A 16,363-nucleotide genomic window follows, 5' to 3' on the forward strand; every position below is an offset into this window, starting at 1 on the left:
GCGCCTACTCCAAGGTCGTTGCCGGCACCCTGATTGCTGGCGTTTCCCCTTCAAAACGGCCTGTTTTGCGCCGGCACAACATCAGACCGTCCTCCGGGTTCCTTACCCGAAGGTCAGCAGTTTCGAGATGCCAGAGCCAAACTCCTTAGCGTTGCAGACAACGCGGTTGCCAACCATCTCGCAAGCTAGCGTCTCTGGGCGCAAGGTGGCACCTATAGCCGAAACGCCATCGTGCCCCCAACTTTTCTCGATACGCCTTGCATCTGCGCAAACGCCTAATGGACAATAAGCGAGAAGGCATCGAGCGCCCGCGCGATCTCCCAGGTAACGCTCGTGGCGGCCCCCACGAGCGCCGCGTCGTGCGACACCAGCAGCAGCGCCTGTTTCTGTCAAGGCTAAACTGAACACCGTGGCATGACCGAATTGGACACTTTGGCAAGCATGCCGCGTTTACTAGCTTTTGGCTTTTCCCAACACGAGCGAAGTCTCCATGCGGCGACTCGCGCCGATGAACTCGATCAAGCGCCCGCAACGCCCACCCCCCCCGATAAGGGCGTTGTGGGCGTTTCGCGGGGCATGGAGCGCCTTGCGGTGCGCGCCCGCCCCATGCGAGCGTGCAGGCCACAAGGCGGCGGGCAGCGATGCTGGGATGCCGGAGGAGCCGCTTTGCGAGCCGGGCGTCGGCTTTGGGACAAGCACGAGGCGAATCGGCCGAAACGGTAGACTTGGTAGCCCATCTCGCCGAGGCAGGAAGCTAGGCCATTGAAGCTACGCACCCTTCGTAAGCTCGGCGTAGAGTTTGAACAGGTGGGCGACTATCTTCTCCTCGTCGCCGTCGAAGTCCACGCCGTAGGCGGCCTCGACCGCCGCATCGAGGGCGGCGTGCGCCTGCCGCAGGTCGGCGGGCATCTTGTCGGGGTCGTACAGGTCGGCGAGCGTCGCGCCCGGGTGCTTATCTCTCGCATCGAGCACGCCTTGGGCGCGCCGCTTCACCTCAGCACGAACTTCGCTCGAACACTGGGGATATGCCATATTGTTGTACACACCCGAAGAGTATTCGTAATCCGACTTCAACCTACCGGACACCACTCGCATCCAAGAAGCATGGAGCCTCGAAGAGAGCAGCCCAAAGTCGAACAACGACGCGCCGGGCATTACTATCAACTTATCACTAGCGATAATTTCAGGAGTGAAAAAACCAAGTGGGACGTATTCGCGACGGCCAGAGGTCGTCCTCGGCAAAACTAGATAATTCGCTTCCGGCTGACGGTCTTGTACAAAAAGCCAGGGCTTGTCGGCGTATTTATTGAATTCTTTAGTTGGCGATGCCTCACGCGATGCTCGAATTCTAGACAGCCTCGAATCAAGTTCTGTATCGATCCCCACTGCATTCTCGGCAATATCGCGCAGCCAAATCACATATCGGACGGTTCCATTCATGAATTCGCGCGCACCTATATACTTTCGAAGATACGGCGCGACCGCTGGATGGGATGAGGAATAATTTCTGGCCTCATCTTCCTCAAGAATGAGCTCGCCCCCATCGACAGGCTTACTCCCTTGCGTCATAAGAAGGTGATGGTCGTCAACCGCCCTACCTCGTGAACGAATAAAAACATTAGGAGAGGGATATATATAACCATTGATATGAGGCACATTAACCTCGATTCCTTCCTCTTCAAATAAGAGGCAAGAACCACTGTTCTCGAAAGAGAACCCTACGATGACACAATGAACGTGCGCCTTATCACTAGCCTCGCTATCCCAAATGAACGTCCGCCATGCAAAAGCAATGCGTATTCCACCCTCGAACAGCGAGCGCCACATTGGCTCTACTTGTTCTCCTTGGCAAATCGAATTCGTCGAAACAAAGGCGCTTTTGATCGAACGGTTTATCGACATATAATTTGCAGCTATGTGATGCCACGCACCACAGTAATCAACCTTTCCCCATTTTTTTTGACCGGCAAAAGCGTTCGCCTCCATGTCGCTCGTCTGTTCTTTTGTTCTAAGCGATGACCCAACAAACGGCGGGTTGCCGCAGATGTAGCTGCACTGCTCGGCGGGCAGCACATCGTTCCAGTCCATGCGCAGGGCGTTGCCCTCGCGGATGTTGGCGTTGTGCTTCAGAGGAAGGAAGTCGAGCGGCTGCAGCAGTATCTCCTCGGTGGCCTGCTTCATCTGCGCCTCGGCGATCCAGAGCGCCGTCATGGCGACCGACACGGCGAAGTCGTTTATCTCGATGCCGTAGAACTGGTCGATTCCCACCTGAATCGAGTTGCTGCCTGCGTCGGCGAATCCGAGCCCCATCTGGTCGCCCTGCAGGTCCTCGATCACGCGGTTCTCCAGCCTGCGCAGGGAGAGGTAGCTTTCAGTTAAGAAGTTGCCGGAGCCGCACGCCGGGTCTAACAAGCTACCGTCTTTGATACAAAGCCCAGTTGCGGGGCCGGTGCAGTGCTTGGCAGAAATACCGTTATGAGCTGCGGTTTTATCTGTGAGCAGGCAGGTCGCTAGGAGCACCCATGCCCCCAAGGCATCGACCTCGCTCCGTTCGGTTGTCCTTGTCGCCGTTCTCATTTGCACCCACCTCGCTCTCTCAATCAGGAATCGTTAAAAGGTTCGGGAAATCGTTAAATCGTTCTTGACAAGTTAGCTCTCTTGAATAGGAACCTCTTGATGTTCCCTCGCCACCACTCTTCCGTCTTTGATTGCATAACATTCCACGTAATGGTCACCTCTAAACTTGGTGTGTTCAACATGACCCATTCGAAGCGAGCCTTTAATAATCTGCCCCCTGACGTCATCTCGCCGCTCTGCTTCTGATCCTCTGTTGAGCACTTTCCATCTAAGGTCGAATGGCGCAGGAACGGTTGTGTTGGAAACCTTGAACTCCAGCTTCTTGTTTGGGCGTAGCCAAATGTGGCGCACGAGCATATCCCGCAAGCTAGCTGGTCTAAATCCGTCTTGTGTGACCGTACAATCTATCTCAAGCGTATACCGTAGGTCCATATCGTAATAGTCTTCTATGAATTCCTCGGTGTCCTTGAAAGTCTCTTCGGAGCTTGCTCTGCTCGAAGAGCCATCCACGGGGACAAATCTACCAAGGACCTTACGCCATTTGGAATACATGGAAGAATCGCCGTCAGCCTCAATGGCATCCAGGCAAAGCCCGTATGCCTTCTTGGCCTTGTTCTGGAAGTTCTTCTTCACATACACCTTCTGATTACTGCCTACCGCATTCCAAGAGTCCTGTTTTGGAAGGTCACTGAGGAACTTGAAAAAGTCACGCAGCATATAGTCAGGCAGTGTTGTCTTTTCTTGGTACCAATCTGTCTGACCAAAGAACCGCCAGACCAATGTGTCTATGAGAAGACCGCCCATCTCCACATTGTGCTTACGCTTCCAAGCGCGAGTAAGCCTGCACAATACACGTGCGTTACCCTCGGTGCGATCGTTCAGCTCTTTCATCGCGCCGATTTCCAAGCGAGGTTTTGTCGTATGCCAAGAATCAGAATAGGTATCGGGATACTCAAACGATCCGTCGTCAGCCTCGAAAACGGGCTGGATTTCGAACTTGAAGTTCGTGAACTGGAGGACAACTACCTGGTGGTCTACTCTGATATCGGAAGTAGAATAGTGCGCGGAAACGCCCTTCTTCGCTCTTTCGAATGCCCGTCTGGAACCACCCTGTTTGTGATAATCGTCATACAAGGCGCGGGGCATTACATAGACCATATCCAAGTCCGAGATACCATCAATAGCCGTATGTCTGCCGCAAGAGCCGACCATTAAGGCATTATCCGTTTGACTGTCGCTGTCTCGAAACTCCCTATTGAGAGCCTTCGTGATCTCTTTGCGTCTGGAACTAATCTCCTCGTAGTTTGAAACCTTGAGATTCTCGAGCGTCTGCTCGAACAAAACATAGGACGAGGTCATGCGGCACCGCCTGAACTTGCGGCATGCAAGGCGTCCTGCGCCTCGGAGGTCTTCTCGTCAGTCTCAATCGCCTTTGATGCCCGGTCGTAGTCCTTTCTCGTCGTACGAGCGATGTCCGCAAGAACGGCGTTCTCCTCTGCCCTCATCTGGTCGCGGCGCTTCCTCGCCGTAGCGGGCGTGACGGCACCTGTTCGCAAGTCGCCAATAAGATCCTCGTAGCCGACAAAAAGTGCACGAGTTTTCACAGCGGCCATCTGATGCCGCTGGCTCTTTCCCGCAAAGTCGAGATAGTCTCCGAGAAGGGATGCGAGACTGGCGCAGGTCGCAACGATGGCAACAGCAAGGTTCCCCCAGGCTTCGTGACCGACAAGCGCGAAGATGCTCACAATCAAAGTGCTTGCAGACAAGACGGTAAACACGATGAGCGCAACATGCCTCCACTTCTCGTAGAGGTCATACCTGTCAGCCGCCTTCTCGTGAGCCTTGTAGGTGTACTTCATGCGATCAGCGGAGTCACGCAGGTTTGCTGACAGCTCCTCAATCTGAGCTGCGTCAACTATGTTTGCATCAGTCATGCCAGCACCGCCTCCTTTGCGAAATGCTCCTCGGCGATCGCGTCGAGCTGGGCTGCAATCTGCGGAAACGGCAGGTTCAGGTCGAGCGTGCGGACGCTGATCTGGTTGCCGCTCATCTGGTAGACGTTGTCGGGTTGGGTCTCCTCGTCAGTCTTGGCGTAGAGCAACATGCCGCTCACTTCATGCGGCGCACCCGCAAGCTCGGCCTCCTTGTTCTTCACGTAGGTGAAGATCTGGTACAGGTTGCCCGAGTGGACGGTATGGGCGTCCCAGTTCTCCTGCAGCGTGTGCGTGTAATACTTCGCATCGATGATGAGCACGGTCCCGCCCCGAGCCAGCACAATGTCGCTTTGCATAGTGGGCAGCATCGTGCCCACGCCGTCGTCGAGCGCCCACTTGATCTGCGGGGAACTGGCGGACGCGATGCCGCATTCCTTGCGGTAGTACTCGAGGATGAACTTCTCGTAGAGCCGCTCCATGTATTGGGGCTTGATGTAGGTCATGAGCCGCACCTCGCCGCGCTCGTCGGTCAGCAGCATACCGTCGATGACGAGCTGACAAACCGAGAGCAGCATCCGGTAGCTCTGGTTGTTGCGCGTGAGGCGTATGGACGACCAGCGGATACCCGCAGGCTCCACCTCACCCACGGTAGCGAAGAACAGCATGCGCTTCTTCAGCTCGTCGCGGTGCTCCGCGCCCACGTCGCCGTGGCGGAGCAACAGCATGGCCGTGGTCTTGAGGATCCGGTTGAGCAGGTTGTCCTCCGACAGCTCATCGTACTCGCATGACACGCGGCGGCTCCGAGCGAGGCGGTTCTTGATGGCGCCGGCCATCTCCACCTTGCCCCGCAGCACCGGCAAGTCCTCCGTGTGGTTCACGTACTCCCGGTAGAGGCCCTGCTTGAGCTGGTGGCCTATGCCCTTGGCGAGTATCGAGGCGAACAGGTCGTGGATGCGCTCGAAGTCCTCGCCCGCGACATCGTCCTCGCGGTCGGGGCGCAGGTCCTGGAACGCGTAGGAGAGCATATAGTAGACGTTCTTGATGAATATGCTCTTGTCCTTGGTCATCGCTGGAACACTCCGTGCAGGCTGTTCTCCCAACGGTGCAGCTTCGCCTCGTCATCGAACCAGTACTCGGCGAGCATTGGGGGGATGTCGTAGTCGACTACCTCGCGCAGCCATTCCTCGTCGGCAACGTCCCTGCCGCAGAAGTAGCTGTGCCCGATGCAGAAGCCGCACCCGAGCGAGCGGTCGCGGGCGATCTCCGCGTTGAGCTCCTTCACCCGAGCGACCAGCTCGTCGAGCACATCGCTGTCCAGCGCCTTCTGGTATGCGGCAAACCCCTCGGAGTCGAAGCCCGGTTCCATCTCGAAGAAGCTGAAGCGGCGGCGCAGCGCGTAGTCGATCATCGCCAGCGAGCGGTCCGCCGTGTTCATCATGCCGATGATGTAGAGGTTCTTAGGCACGCTGAAGGAAAGCCCGTTGTACGCGAGCGTGGCCTTGGTGCCCCGGTAGTCACGCTCGATGAGCATGAGCAGCTCGCCGAAGATCTTCGACATGTTGCCGCGGTTGATCTCGTCGATGATGAAGAAGAAGTCCTTGTCGGGCTGGTTGGCGGCCTTCTGGCAGAAGCGGTAGAAGACGCCGTACTTCAGCTCGAAGCCCTCGCCTGCGGGCTTGTAGCCCATCATGAAGTCCTCGTAGGAGTAGTTCTCGTGGAACTGCACGAACTCGATGCGGCTGTCGTCCTTCTCGCCCATCATCGACCACGCGAGCCTGTTGGCGCAGAAGGTCTTCCCGACGCCCGGAGCGCCTTGCAGGATGATGTTCTTCTTGTTGCGCAAGACCGCCACCAGGCGCTCGTAGCGCTCCTCGGTCATGTAGACGTCCTCGAGGAAGTCATCCGCTGTGTAGGTCTCGGTCTTGGCTTCCTCGGCGATGGGATTCTCCTCGCGAATGAGGTCGAGGATGAAGTCGTACTCGCCGGGAGTCAGCTTGAAGAGGCTTCCCTGGGGGTTGACGAAGTACTCCATCTTCTCCAGCTCGGGGCAGTCGTGCAGCGTCTGGTAGTCGATGGGCGTGCCGAGTCCCTCGACCTTCTCGAAGTAGAGCTTCTCTCCGTCCTGCTCGGCGGAGACCTTGGCGATGGCGACCACCTGCTTCACGGGGTTGGACTCATAGCCGATGATCATGTCGCCGGCCTTGGCGTCGAGGAAGTTCTGGAAGATGCGGCGCTTGTTGCCGTTCTCGTTGTAGAGGGTGTAGTCCTGGACCTCGCCGACGGCGATATCGGCGAAGCTCCAGATCTTCGGGTTTGCGTTGAGCCACCAGTAGCCCTTGTCGCTCTCGCCGCCCTCGGACTCCGCATGGAGGCTTACCTGGGTCAGGTCGATACGGTCGAGCGCATCCGAGAGCTCATCTCGCAACCTCCAGACGTGCGCGCCCTCCTCGTCCTTGCCTGCCTGGAGTCCGACGTAGAGCACCGGCCACCACTTCGAGTTTTCGTTTTCACCAGTGAGTACCGGGCAGCCCGTCTTCTCGACCACGCGCCTGGCAAGGCCAACCGACCCGCTTAGGTAGAACTGGCTCGACTCGCCGTATTTCACGGAGAGTTGCTTGCAGGTTGCCTCGCCACCGTAGTCCTTGAGGCGGCGGACGATCTCGAGCGCGCCCTCGGTGAAGACCTCTGGGTCGGCGAGCAGTCCCGCCCAGTCATCGACGGTGAGGCCGGGGTCGTACTCGTCAGCAGCGGGCCACCAGTCACCAGCGTCCTTGGGCTTGTCGTGCAGGTAACGGCTGATGTAGAAGCCGAAGTCGAAGGTGAGCGTACGCATCTCGGGGTCGGGGTAGCAGTCGGACGTGAGACTCCCCGCGAGCAGGCCCCTCAGCCCCTCGTCTTTCTGCAACTCGGCGCATATCTCGTCGTAGAGGGCAAGGTGGTTGCGGACGTTGTCGGCGTAGCGCCCCTGCTTGATGACGCAGTCGCTTCCCAGCTCCGCCGCCGTCTTGCGCACTTCGCCGAACTTGTAAATGTAGTAGCGGTCAGGGAAGAGCAGCCACAGGTAGGTGGTGATGGCGTTCTCGCTCTGGTAGTGGACCATGTTTGCTCTGTCGGGGTCGGTGTCCTTCCACTTCTGGAGGAGCTGATCGGCCTCCCGCTTGAATTGTGCTATGCGCTCCCAATAGTCCCTCTTCTCATCGAACAGGCCGAGGAACATGGCCCGGACTCCCTCCGGGTCAATCTGGGCAAACTCGAGGAGCATCCTCCTCGGGAAGTTGTTGAGCGAAGCGAGCAGGTTGTAGGTCTTGGCTAGCGCGGTGTCGAGCATTTCGGCGAAGTTCTCGGCGTTCATGGCCCAGTGCTCCTGAAAGTGCTTGGCCGCCTCCCACTTGTACTTCTCGTCTTTCCAATGCGTCGGGAAGTCGGCCTTGTACTGCGCCAGGACTTCCTTGAATCGTTCTTGGTCAATCATCACGTGCCCCTAACCGAATCCTTGCGTTATACCGCGTTGCTCGCAGGTTGCGAGAGTGTCTTGAGATCGTCCCAGCTGTCCGCCTTGGCTACGTCGTCCTCGTAGGCGACCATGTAACCCCAGGTCTGCCCGGCGAAGTCCGGCTCGATGGCGAGTCGCCTCACGAGCTTCTCGGCCGCCTTCCGCTTTGCCTGGACGGTCGCGTCGTCGCGCCCTCGTGCGCTCTTGCCCTCGATAATCCAATAGACTCCGTCCGCATCCAGCGCCACGAAATCTGGGAAGTAGCGGTCTCGTGCCGTGTAATAGATGTATGCCCCGTCCTGCACATGCAGCCTATGCCACCAGATGATGCTAGGGGATGTGTTGAGCAGTTTCGCGACCTCGTACTCGCCGCTGTAGGAGTCGAAGGACTCTTCGGCGAAGAGAGACTTGAACCATCCGGAGTAGACGCGGCCGCGCACGAACTCGTCGCGTGCATCTATGGGGTCGTAGACCCTCTCTCCGAAGGGGAGCATGTAACCGTTGAGCCTCATGTCCTTCGGCGTGATGGCGGCGATCTCCTTGGTGGAGCGCAGCACGCCCGCAACGTAGTCCTTGACGAGGCCTTGCAGCTGGATGCGAGCGGAGTCGAGCGACTTTACCGACCAGCCCTCGAAGGAGACCCCCTTCATGAACTTGGGGATAAGGTAGTTCTCCACGTAACGGGCAGTTTGGGCGTTCGTGGGTACCAGATGCATGTTCACGACCAGCCTCACGAGGGCGTCCCGGGCGTCCTCATCCGGCACGTGGATGGAGTCGACCTCAGCGCTTTCCGTGTCCACGGCGCGCAGCTTCTTGCCCAACGCCGCGACGATTTCCTTGCGGAAAAGGACGTCACCAGTGGAAGTCACGCGCTTTGCCGCCTCGGCGATGGCGTGGTCGTCGATCTCCGAGAGGTCCACCGGCGGCTGCTTGACCTGGATGTCGGCGACCGGGAACCGGTAGGACACGTCGGCGAAGCGGGGGTTGCGCTCTATTGTGACAGGCGTGAAGTCGAAGTCCTCCTCGCCGCCTATAGCCCGTACGCCGGCAGTCGGAGTGCCATCGCCCGTACTCAATGCCTGCGTTCCGGGCCCGAAGATGGGAACTTGCTGTTGCCCGTCGGCAGGCGTAGCCGTGGGCGCTGCCCCTGGTGCTGCGGCACCGGGATCCGGCTCCTGGGCGGCCTCCGCATGCTGCCGCATCGTCTCCGCCTGCACATCGGCCTGCTCCGCGGCCCGCCTGATGGCCTGCGCCACCCTGCCCTTGTCCGCCTCGGCGACGGCCTCCTCGAGACCAAACTGGGCGAGCACGTTCTCGGCTGCGAGGAGCTCGGTGAACGACTGGTGCGCGATGATGTCGAGCTGGTCTATCTGCCACACTCCCGTGTACTTGCCAAAGGGCAGGCGCAAGCCGCGTCCCATGGTCTGCTGGGTAAGCACCTCCGAAGCCATGGCGCGAAGGGTCACCACCACCGCGATGTTCTTGACATCCCAGCCCTCCTTGAGCTTGTTCACACTCACCACCGCGAGCACGGGCGAGTTGGGCTCGTCGAGGCCCTCGAGGAGCCTCTGGGTGCCATCATCATCGTGCTTCGAGTCCACCTGGAGCACGGCGCTGTCACGTCCGAGGAACTCGGGAGTGCGCAAAAGCTGGGCGACCTGCGTGGCATGGTCGGTGTCGGAGCACACGACGAAAGCAACTGCGTTCAGGTGCCGTATCCCGTGGCTCTCCGCGTAGAGGTCGTAGTAGGCCTGCTTGATCCCCCTCAGCTGCAGAGCGTCGCGCAGCTGCTGCTCCTCGGAGGCCCGGGTCTCGTCGTACCCTCCCTTGCGAAAGGCAAGGACGGGAGCCTTCACGTACTGGTCCTTGATCGCGCGCCAGAGCGGGTACTCAAAGATCACGTGGTCGCCGGGCAGGACCGATGCCGTGAGCCCTACGCAAGCGGCAGGGTCCAGCTCACGCAGCGCCGCGTTGAAGGCGGCCGCACTCGTCGAGTAGAGGTGCGACTCGTCGGCGATAACGACCAGGTCTTCAAGCCCTTTGAGGTAGTCGAACAGCACGCCCGCATTCTCGTCGAAACGCCTGGGCTTGCGCCGCTGGGCATCCTGGCCGTCCCCGAGGGTGGCGCCCTCGATGCTCTTGGGCGCGATGAGCTGCTGTATGTTGAAGATAAAAGCCAGGACGGGCACCTCGCGACCGAAGGAAAGCGTCCCAGAACCGTTTTGCCGGGCAACCCAAGCCGAGTAGTCCTGGGGCGTCACGACGTCAGGCGGCACGTTAGAACCGGGTATGTAGCGCGGGCTTCCCATGGAGAAGTTGGCGACGGTCTTGGACTGCACGGTCTTGCCGGGGGTAACGATGACAACGTTGCGCACTCCCTGGCAGCGCAGGTACTCGATGAAGGCCGCCATCAGGTAGGTCTTTCCCACACCGGTGGCGAGGTTTAAAACCTGCATCACGTCCGGGTCGTAGGGGCCGTCTAGCGTGAACACTAGCTGCCGCAGCGCCTCCTTGTTGGGTGCACGCAGGTCGAAGGCGGCACTGATGGATTCGAGAAGATCCGAGTCAAACGAGATGTCGAGTCTCTTCGCCATTACTCGTCGCCTCCTTTCGAGAAGCGGAAGATGTCGTCGGGGATGGAGACGACCCGCGAGCCCTTGCTGATGCGGCGCAGATGCTCGCGAACGCCGTCCATAACGCAGGTGGCAGCAAGCACCATGGTCTGCCCTTCGCGGAGCCGCGATACCAGCCAGTCGACGAGGTCGGTGTCGGCGACGCCCTCCCAGACCTTTAGGACGACGTTGCCCTGATAGCCTTCAAAGTAATGGCCGTCATACGTCTTCCAGTCCCCGAACTCAAGAAGCGCAAAGCCCAGGTTCGCGGCGACCGACCTCACAAGGGTGTCACCAGTCGCAGCTTCTGTGAGCATGACGCGGTCGAGCCTCGGGTCATAGTCGAAGCACTCCGGCGAGAGATGCGCGACTTGGAAGCCACCACCTCCGCGCCAGTTGATGGCCTCCTTGGTGCGCACCGTCTTCGAGCGGGCTTTCAGCTCCTTAACGGCTTTGCTCTTCTTCAGCTCGTCGTCGCCTGCAATGAGCTTGTTGATGAGTGAGGTGAGCTTCTGCGCATCATCGGCGGACATACCCTCTGGCAGCTCTACGCCTTCTGCCGCAATGCGCTCGCCTGCAGTGCGCGTGATGCCTCCCTGATCTTCTCCGTTCACCACCTTCACGAGCCGTGGCAGGGTGAAGTTGTGGAAGGTCGAATCCAGCAGCTCGCAGGTGACCCAGCGCCGCCCCATCTTCTGGGCAACCGCCGCCGTGGTGCCCGAGCCGGCGAAGCAGTCCAGCACGATGTCGCCGGGGTCGGTGGCGATGTGGATGATGCGCTCGAGCAAACGCTCCGGCTTGGGCGTGTCAAAGGGCACGTCACCCGGAAAGAGCTTCTTTATTTCGTTCTTTGCCTCGTCGTTTGAGCCAACCTCAAGGTACGGCCACCAGTCTTCTGGGACTTTTCCAGGCTTGGATGCCAAGTAGGACTTGGAGCGGAAGCCGCCACCGCCAGTGATGTACACGCGGGGCCAATTGCCCGATTCGATGCGGGCCTGCGTTCTCTCCCGCACCTCCTCGATTGAGCCGTCGAGGACAATGGACATGATTCCCTTTTTTACCCTTTCTAAGGGGATATTCTCGTTGTTGGCGCGCCATTCCTCATCATGCAGGTCCTCAAGATGGCATGGCGCATACTCCGACAGCCACTCCAACATATCCCTTTGCCCGAAACGCCAATGGCCTCCTCGCGGCGGTCGCAGCAATTCTCCAGTAAGCGGACTTTGGATGGCGTAGCACATCCCGCCTGCACCGTCACCCTTATTTGCTGTCGCCGGGGCGCTTGTCCATGCGCCGAGAGGGTCATCGTCGGGGTTGCTATAAGCAGCATCCATCGCCGCAGTTCTTGGGAGCCTGTTCCACCTTACTTCGGGCCCTTTGGCGTATACAAGAATCATGTCATGGCGAGACGAAAAGCCCTCGCGTTCTTTTTTGTCGTTACGCGGCTTGAAGGTCTTTTCCCAAGCAATCTCCGACAGGAAGTTCCCCGCTCCAAAGACTTCATCCATGAGCAATCGGATTCTATGCACTTCTACGTCATCGATATGCAACCAGATAGTAGCGTCATTCCGCATGAGCCTTTTAAGATGCAGCAGGCGGTCACGGATCATTGTGAGCCAGATGGAATGCTCTAGATTGTCTTCATACGACGGAAATGCTTTGGCCGTATTGAAGGGCGGATCGATGTAGACGCACTTCACCTGTCCCATGTACTTTGCGGCCAGTTCGGGCACGCGGGTGAGCGCCTCCAGCACGTCGCCCGACTCGCCGAGTATCAGCAGGTTGCCATCCTGCGGCGGCAGGTCAGCACGTTCCGAATAGGCGAATGAATCGGACTTCTCCGCCTGCACGCCCGTCACGCACTCGTCGAGCACCAGCGTATGCGTCTCGCAATACCTCGGGTCGCTCGGCTCCACCCACGTATAACCGTACCTCCCCGTCTCGGTTGGGATGAGCGCCTTGTCCTTGTTGTACCAGGTAAGCTGCAGGCGTTGCTTTGACATCATTCCACCTCCGCAGCTTCGCACGGAACAAGCTCCATGATGTCTGCAAGCTCACATTCGAGGGCATCGCATATCTTGATAAGGACGGCGGTCGTGATGTTGTCGCCACGCCCGAGCTTCGCAATTGAGGCTGGACTGACATTGCTGATAGCACGCAGGTCCTTGCGCGTCATGTTCTTATCGATGAGCAGTTTCCACAGTTTGTTGTAGCTGATTTTTCGTGCCATCAGAAACGGCCACCTTCCTCGCTTATTGCCTCTTCTTCTGTCGGATCGTGATAGTCGAGCAAGAACCCGTAACGGCCCTCATCTCTGTTCTTGGTGAATGGAATGAGGGTGGCAGTGCTGTAATCCACTCCATCTTGAAGCTCATTTTCCGCGATGATTACCTGGCATTCCCCGCAATTGGCAATCATGTGATTCATGAGAGCTGACTTCATGCTGTCGGAGACGGGGGTCTCGCCTTTCTCCACCAGGTTCAATATCGGCGAATCAAGCACGACGAGCTTTGGCGGATGCTGGCCGTTGGCTTCGAGGAACTTCATGAGCGTGAATGCAAAGATACTGTTCAGATAGGCGCGGTAGCCCTTGCCCTCGAGTTCCTTCGGCCTGCCGTTGATAACGAGGTCGAACGTGCCCTTGGCTAGCCTCGCGCTCTTGAAGGCGGGGTACTTGCAGTCCGAGACGGCCACCTTGAGCGCGTCGTCCAACGCCCTGAATGCCCCTTTGTCGAAGTACTCCTTCGCGTCGAACTTGTCGATTGAGGTATCCTCGCCTTCCTTCTCGGAGACATCGGCTTCAAACCCCTCCAGTATCGTCTCCATGCGATCGATCTCGCTGCGAAGCTGCGACACCCTTTGATAGGAGGCGAGCGCGCTTCGCAGCTCTGCGGCACGCGGCTTGAACATCCGGTTCACAAGGTCGACAACGTTGGCACGCTGCCGCTCGAGCTCTGATATCTGGTTTTCGAGAATCGCTATCTGCTCAGCTGTATCGGACTCGGTCAGCTCCAGATCCGCGATGCGAGCCAAAGTTTTCTCGAGCTCCGCTTTCGCCGCCGCCCTGTACGACTCTCGGTCGTCTGTCTTGGTTATCTCGTTCTCGCAGAAAGGGCATGTGTCTACATAACCAGCCTCCACTTTCTCCTCACCGTCGACGATAAAGTTGAGCCGGCTTACGTCAGAGTCGTACTGTGTGTGTAGCCTTCGGTACTGGTCGGCGAGTATTCGCATCTCTCCCAGCTCTTCGCTGACCCGCATGATCTCCGAGGAGATTATGCGGTTGCGCTCTACCGCCTCTGCAATGCTCGCCTCGACATCGGAAATCTGCCCCATGACCTCATCAATCTTTGCGTCGATGTCCACGTTGCCAATCTTCGCCAGCTCCTCCTGAAGCTCGGCCCGTCCTTCGGAGAGCGTGACTATCACGCTGTTGATGTAGGCGAGCACCGCCTTCTTCTTCGCCTTCTTGATCTCGGGATCCTCGTCTGCCGCATCATCGGCAGCCTCTCCGGTAATCAGGTACATCAAGGCGTTCAGGCTTGGTGTTATCGAACTGTTCGCAGGACGACCGGGGTCGCAGATGATCGTCTGCTTCGTGATGATTTCGTCCTCGTGGAGCAGGAACTGGTGACGGAACGACCGAACCGTGAGAGCCTGCTTCTGCTTTTTCTGGTTCTGTATGATCTTAACAGGCCCGTCGATTCCCAGGAGCTTGAGGAGAATCTCGTTGTAGGGATGAGCCGCTTTGTAGGAGATGTTGTAATCGCCGCTCTCGATTCCTTCTATGCCGGACGAGACGGTTATAACCGTGCCTCCCTTGGGCTTTTCGTCCCCGTCGACGATCTTCCTGCTGGCCCGAAGTTCCGTACCGCTCTCGTCCGCTATCACCATGGAGACCGTGTCGTAGCCCGTGCCGTCCTTGTCGAAGGGAACGGAGCCTTTTGCGCCGAGCATGAAGTCGATGCATGAGATCACGAGGGTCTTCCCGGTATTCGAGACACCGTGAACGATGTTAACTCCGCGATTGAAGTCAATGGATGACGGACGGACGCCTTCGCCACTCGCGCAGATCTGCTTGATATAGAAGCCGCTCATTCGGCCACCTCCTGCAAGGGTCTCTTCTCAAGGCGATGAATCTCCCTGATGACAGCCTTAAGGCTCTTGTGCTCGACGTCCTCGATCGCCCTTTCGCACGCATCCGCATAACGCCTCGCGTAGTCGCTTTCCAGCGAGGCAACGCGCTCCTCCCCGAGCTGTGTGAGGCGGTAGAGCATGCCCCTGTCTGAGGCGATCGGCTGTACGCACCCCTCGAGAACCAGCTCGCGAAGAGCATCCTCGACGCGTCGAAAACGGGCGAGCCTTTCGCCAAACATGTACTGGTTGTCGCCATGAACGTTATCGTCGGCCAACGAAAAGGTTTTTCCATAGGTGGCTACAAAGTCGATGACCTGGATGAACTCGAGGTCGATCGGGTCGCCTGCGCGGGACAGGAGGATAAGGAGCCGCAAGGAGACCTCGAACCTCGTGTTGAACACTCTATCTGTCTGCACGTGCCCACCCCTCTATCCTGCCGTCGTTGATGAGGAAATGGCAGACGCCCTTTCGTTGGGAGTTCGAGATTCTGTATCCATCCTTTGCAAGCATCAAATTGGTTGAGTCTATCTGCATCGCCCGATCCAGTACGGTGCGCAGGCATGAGAGGCCACCAGCGTAGTCATCGTCATGGACGCGCTCGTATGTCTCCACGACCTCGGAGTACACCTCGTCTACCAGCTCCACGAATGGATCCGCCTCAGTCACGTTGTAGATGTCACGCGTGCCGCGTCTTATCGCCTCAGCGGCATAGAAGTCGCCCCGCTGACGACGGAAGTGCCCCTCGCGCTCAGGATAGTCATCGAAGGATTCAACCGTGAAGGAACCGAAACTCAAGCCCTCCGCCTCGGCGTACACGTCCAGAAGCGCCCTGACATACCCGCGCTCCACGGCGGCTATGTCGTCCGGCGGCGCGATAGCGCCCATTGACTGTGCACCCGAATCCTTCTTCTTTTGAGGCTTGACCTTGTTCGGAAGCACGAGGGATTCCAGATACGCCTCAGCGAGAAACCTCTCGAGGGTTTCCAGCTTGGCAAGGTCGTTAAACTCTGCAATCCGCTCCGGCGGTAGGTTGGAGGCGGCGATATCGAGCATGATCCTGTAAATCAGGACGTCTTCCTGCCCCGAGAGGATGTGAGGCGCCACTTCCTTCTCGAAGTAGGGAACGATGGTCGCTCTGACCTTCGCGTTATTGTAGTTTGCTCGAATCTTGCTGTGAACGTTCTCCTGCCGCGAAAGTATCCTGCTTGCCGACGTCGGAGTGCATTCGATGAGCTCGCCATTATCCCCTTCAAGGTTCAGGGGCTTTACCACCGCCCCGTAGAGTAAGTCGAAGAGATCCTTCTGCGAGATGAAGCACTCCCATAGCTTCAGCAGATGATTGGCATACAAGGCAATGACGTATTCGCTCATCTCACCCCCTCCTCGGAAGCTTTGCAAAACCAGCTATAAAGCGCCTATAAAGCGGCCTGATTACTTCCAGCCCTCTCCTCCCTAGACTTTTTTAACGTGAACCGCACCGAATCTCGACGCGGAAACGCTGCGCCACGCGGGTTGCGTGATTGGAAGAACCGTAAGTTCCAATTTTAGCACTGCATGATGCGGATGTCGATATGAAGTGCGCGGACGTGAACATATTGTTCTTGTTACGC

The 16,363-nt window shown here is 58.2% G+C and carries 11 protein-coding genes; all 11 read right to left on the reverse strand.

Translation table 11 applies throughout. From position 1 onward, the window contains the following. Nucleotides 1–768: 768 nt before the first annotated feature. The 11 genes from EIH26_RS01885 to EIH26_RS01935 all read right to left on the reverse strand — a co-directional run bounded on the left by EIH26_RS01885 (nucleotide 769) and on the right by EIH26_RS01935 (nucleotide 16,124). Complete coding sequence (locus EIH26_RS01885; protein WP_124060513.1) at nucleotides 769–2,577, reverse strand: DNA methyltransferase; 1,809 nt, start codon at nucleotides 2,575–2,577, stop codon at nucleotides 769–771. Nucleotides 2,578–2,649: 72 nt separating this feature from the next. Continuing rightward, a complete protein-coding gene (locus EIH26_RS01890; protein ID WP_124060514.1) occupies nucleotides 2,650–3,936 on the reverse strand; it encodes a nucleotidyltransferase in 1,287 nt (428 codons plus the stop codon). Then, nucleotides 3,933–4,511 (reverse strand): SLATT domain-containing protein, encoded by a 579-nt coding sequence (locus tag EIH26_RS01895; protein WP_124060515.1) that lies wholly within the window; start codon nucleotides 4,509–4,511, stop codon nucleotides 3,933–3,935. Before EIH26_RS01895 ends, EIH26_RS01890 begins: the two co-directional genes overlap by 4 nt. Continuing rightward, entirely contained in the window at nucleotides 4,508–5,578 is a 1,071-nt protein-coding gene (mcrC, locus tag EIH26_RS01900; RefSeq protein WP_124060516.1) for a 5-methylcytosine-specific restriction endonuclease system specificity protein McrC, read from the reverse strand. Before mcrC ends, EIH26_RS01895 begins: the two co-directional genes overlap by 4 nt. Then, nucleotides 5,575–7,983, reverse strand: coding sequence for an AAA family ATPase (locus EIH26_RS01905; protein ID WP_124060517.1), 2,409 nt, complete (start codon nucleotides 7,981–7,983; stop codon nucleotides 5,575–5,577). The genes mcrC and EIH26_RS01905 overlap by 4 nt, the downstream gene beginning before the upstream one ends. Nucleotides 7,984–8,009: 26 nt before the next feature. Further along, nucleotides 8,010–10,598: a DEAD/DEAH box helicase gene (locus tag EIH26_RS01910; RefSeq protein ID WP_124060518.1), complete on the reverse strand. Its 2,589-nt coding sequence runs from the start codon at nucleotides 10,596–10,598 to the stop codon at nucleotides 8,010–8,012. Next, nucleotides 10,598–12,622, reverse strand: coding sequence for a site-specific DNA-methyltransferase (locus EIH26_RS01915; RefSeq protein ID WP_124060519.1), 2,025 nt, complete (start codon nucleotides 12,620–12,622; stop codon nucleotides 10,598–10,600). The genes EIH26_RS01910 and EIH26_RS01915 overlap by 1 nt, the downstream gene beginning before the upstream one ends. Beyond that, the gene (locus EIH26_RS01920; RefSeq protein WP_124060520.1) at nucleotides 12,619–12,846 is read right to left on the reverse strand and encodes a helix-turn-helix transcriptional regulator; all 228 of its coding nucleotides are present in this window, start codon (nucleotides 12,844–12,846) and stop codon (nucleotides 12,619–12,621) included. The genes EIH26_RS01915 and EIH26_RS01920 overlap by 4 nt, the downstream gene beginning before the upstream one ends. Next, the gene (locus tag EIH26_RS01925; RefSeq protein WP_124060521.1) at nucleotides 12,846–14,714 is read right to left on the reverse strand and encodes an ATP-binding protein; all 1,869 of its coding nucleotides are present in this window, start codon (nucleotides 14,712–14,714) and stop codon (nucleotides 12,846–12,848) included. The genes EIH26_RS01920 and EIH26_RS01925 overlap by 1 nt, the downstream gene beginning before the upstream one ends. Then, nucleotides 14,711–15,169, reverse strand: coding sequence for an ABC-three component system middle component 2 (locus EIH26_RS01930; protein ID WP_124060522.1), 459 nt, complete (start codon nucleotides 15,167–15,169; stop codon nucleotides 14,711–14,713). Before EIH26_RS01930 ends, EIH26_RS01925 begins: the two co-directional genes overlap by 4 nt. Next, nucleotides 15,156–16,124, reverse strand: coding sequence for an ABC-three component system protein (locus EIH26_RS01935; protein WP_124060523.1), 969 nt, complete (start codon nucleotides 16,122–16,124; stop codon nucleotides 15,156–15,158). Before EIH26_RS01935 ends, EIH26_RS01930 begins: the two co-directional genes overlap by 14 nt. Nucleotides 16,125–16,363 lie beyond the last annotated feature (239 nt).

Origin of the sequence: Gordonibacter sp. Marseille-P4307 (assembly GCF_900604965.1) — a bacterium.
GTDB lineage: Bacteria > Actinomycetota > Coriobacteriia > Coriobacteriales > Eggerthellaceae > Berryella.

Excerpts from the sequence above, each read along its gene's own strand:
- EIH26_RS01885 (WP_124060513.1), bottom strand. The coding sequence starts at position 2,577 with ATGAGAACGGCGACAAGGACAACCGAACGGAGCGAGGTCGATGCCTTG.
- EIH26_RS01915 (WP_124060519.1), bottom strand. The coding sequence starts at position 12,622 with ATGATGTCAAAGCAACGCCTGCAGCTTACCTGGTACAACAAGGACAAG.
- EIH26_RS01925 (WP_124060521.1), bottom strand. The coding sequence starts at position 14,714 with ATGAGCGGCTTCTATATCAAGCAGATCTGCGCGAGTGGCGAAGGCGTC.
- EIH26_RS01895 (WP_124060515.1), bottom strand. The coding sequence starts at position 4,511 with ATGACTGATGCAAACATAGTTGACGCAGCTCAGATTGAGGAGCTGTCA.
- mcrC (WP_124060516.1), bottom strand. The coding sequence starts at position 5,578 with ATGACCAAGGACAAGAGCATATTCATCAAGAACGTCTACTATATGCTC.
- EIH26_RS01890 (WP_124060514.1), bottom strand. The coding sequence starts at position 3,936 with ATGACCTCGTCCTATGTTTTGTTCGAGCAGACGCTCGAGAATCTCAAG.
- EIH26_RS01905 (WP_124060517.1), bottom strand. The coding sequence starts at position 7,983 with ATGATTGACCAAGAACGATTCAAGGAAGTCCTGGCGCAGTACAAGGCC.
- EIH26_RS01910 (WP_124060518.1), bottom strand. The coding sequence starts at position 10,598 with ATGGCGAAGAGACTCGACATCTCGTTTGACTCGGATCTTCTCGAATCC.
- EIH26_RS01935 (WP_124060523.1), bottom strand. The coding sequence starts at position 16,124 with ATGAGCGAATACGTCATTGCCTTGTATGCCAATCATCTGCTGAAGCTA.
- EIH26_RS01920 (WP_124060520.1), bottom strand. The coding sequence starts at position 12,846 with ATGGCACGAAAAATCAGCTACAACAAACTGTGGAAACTGCTCATCGAT.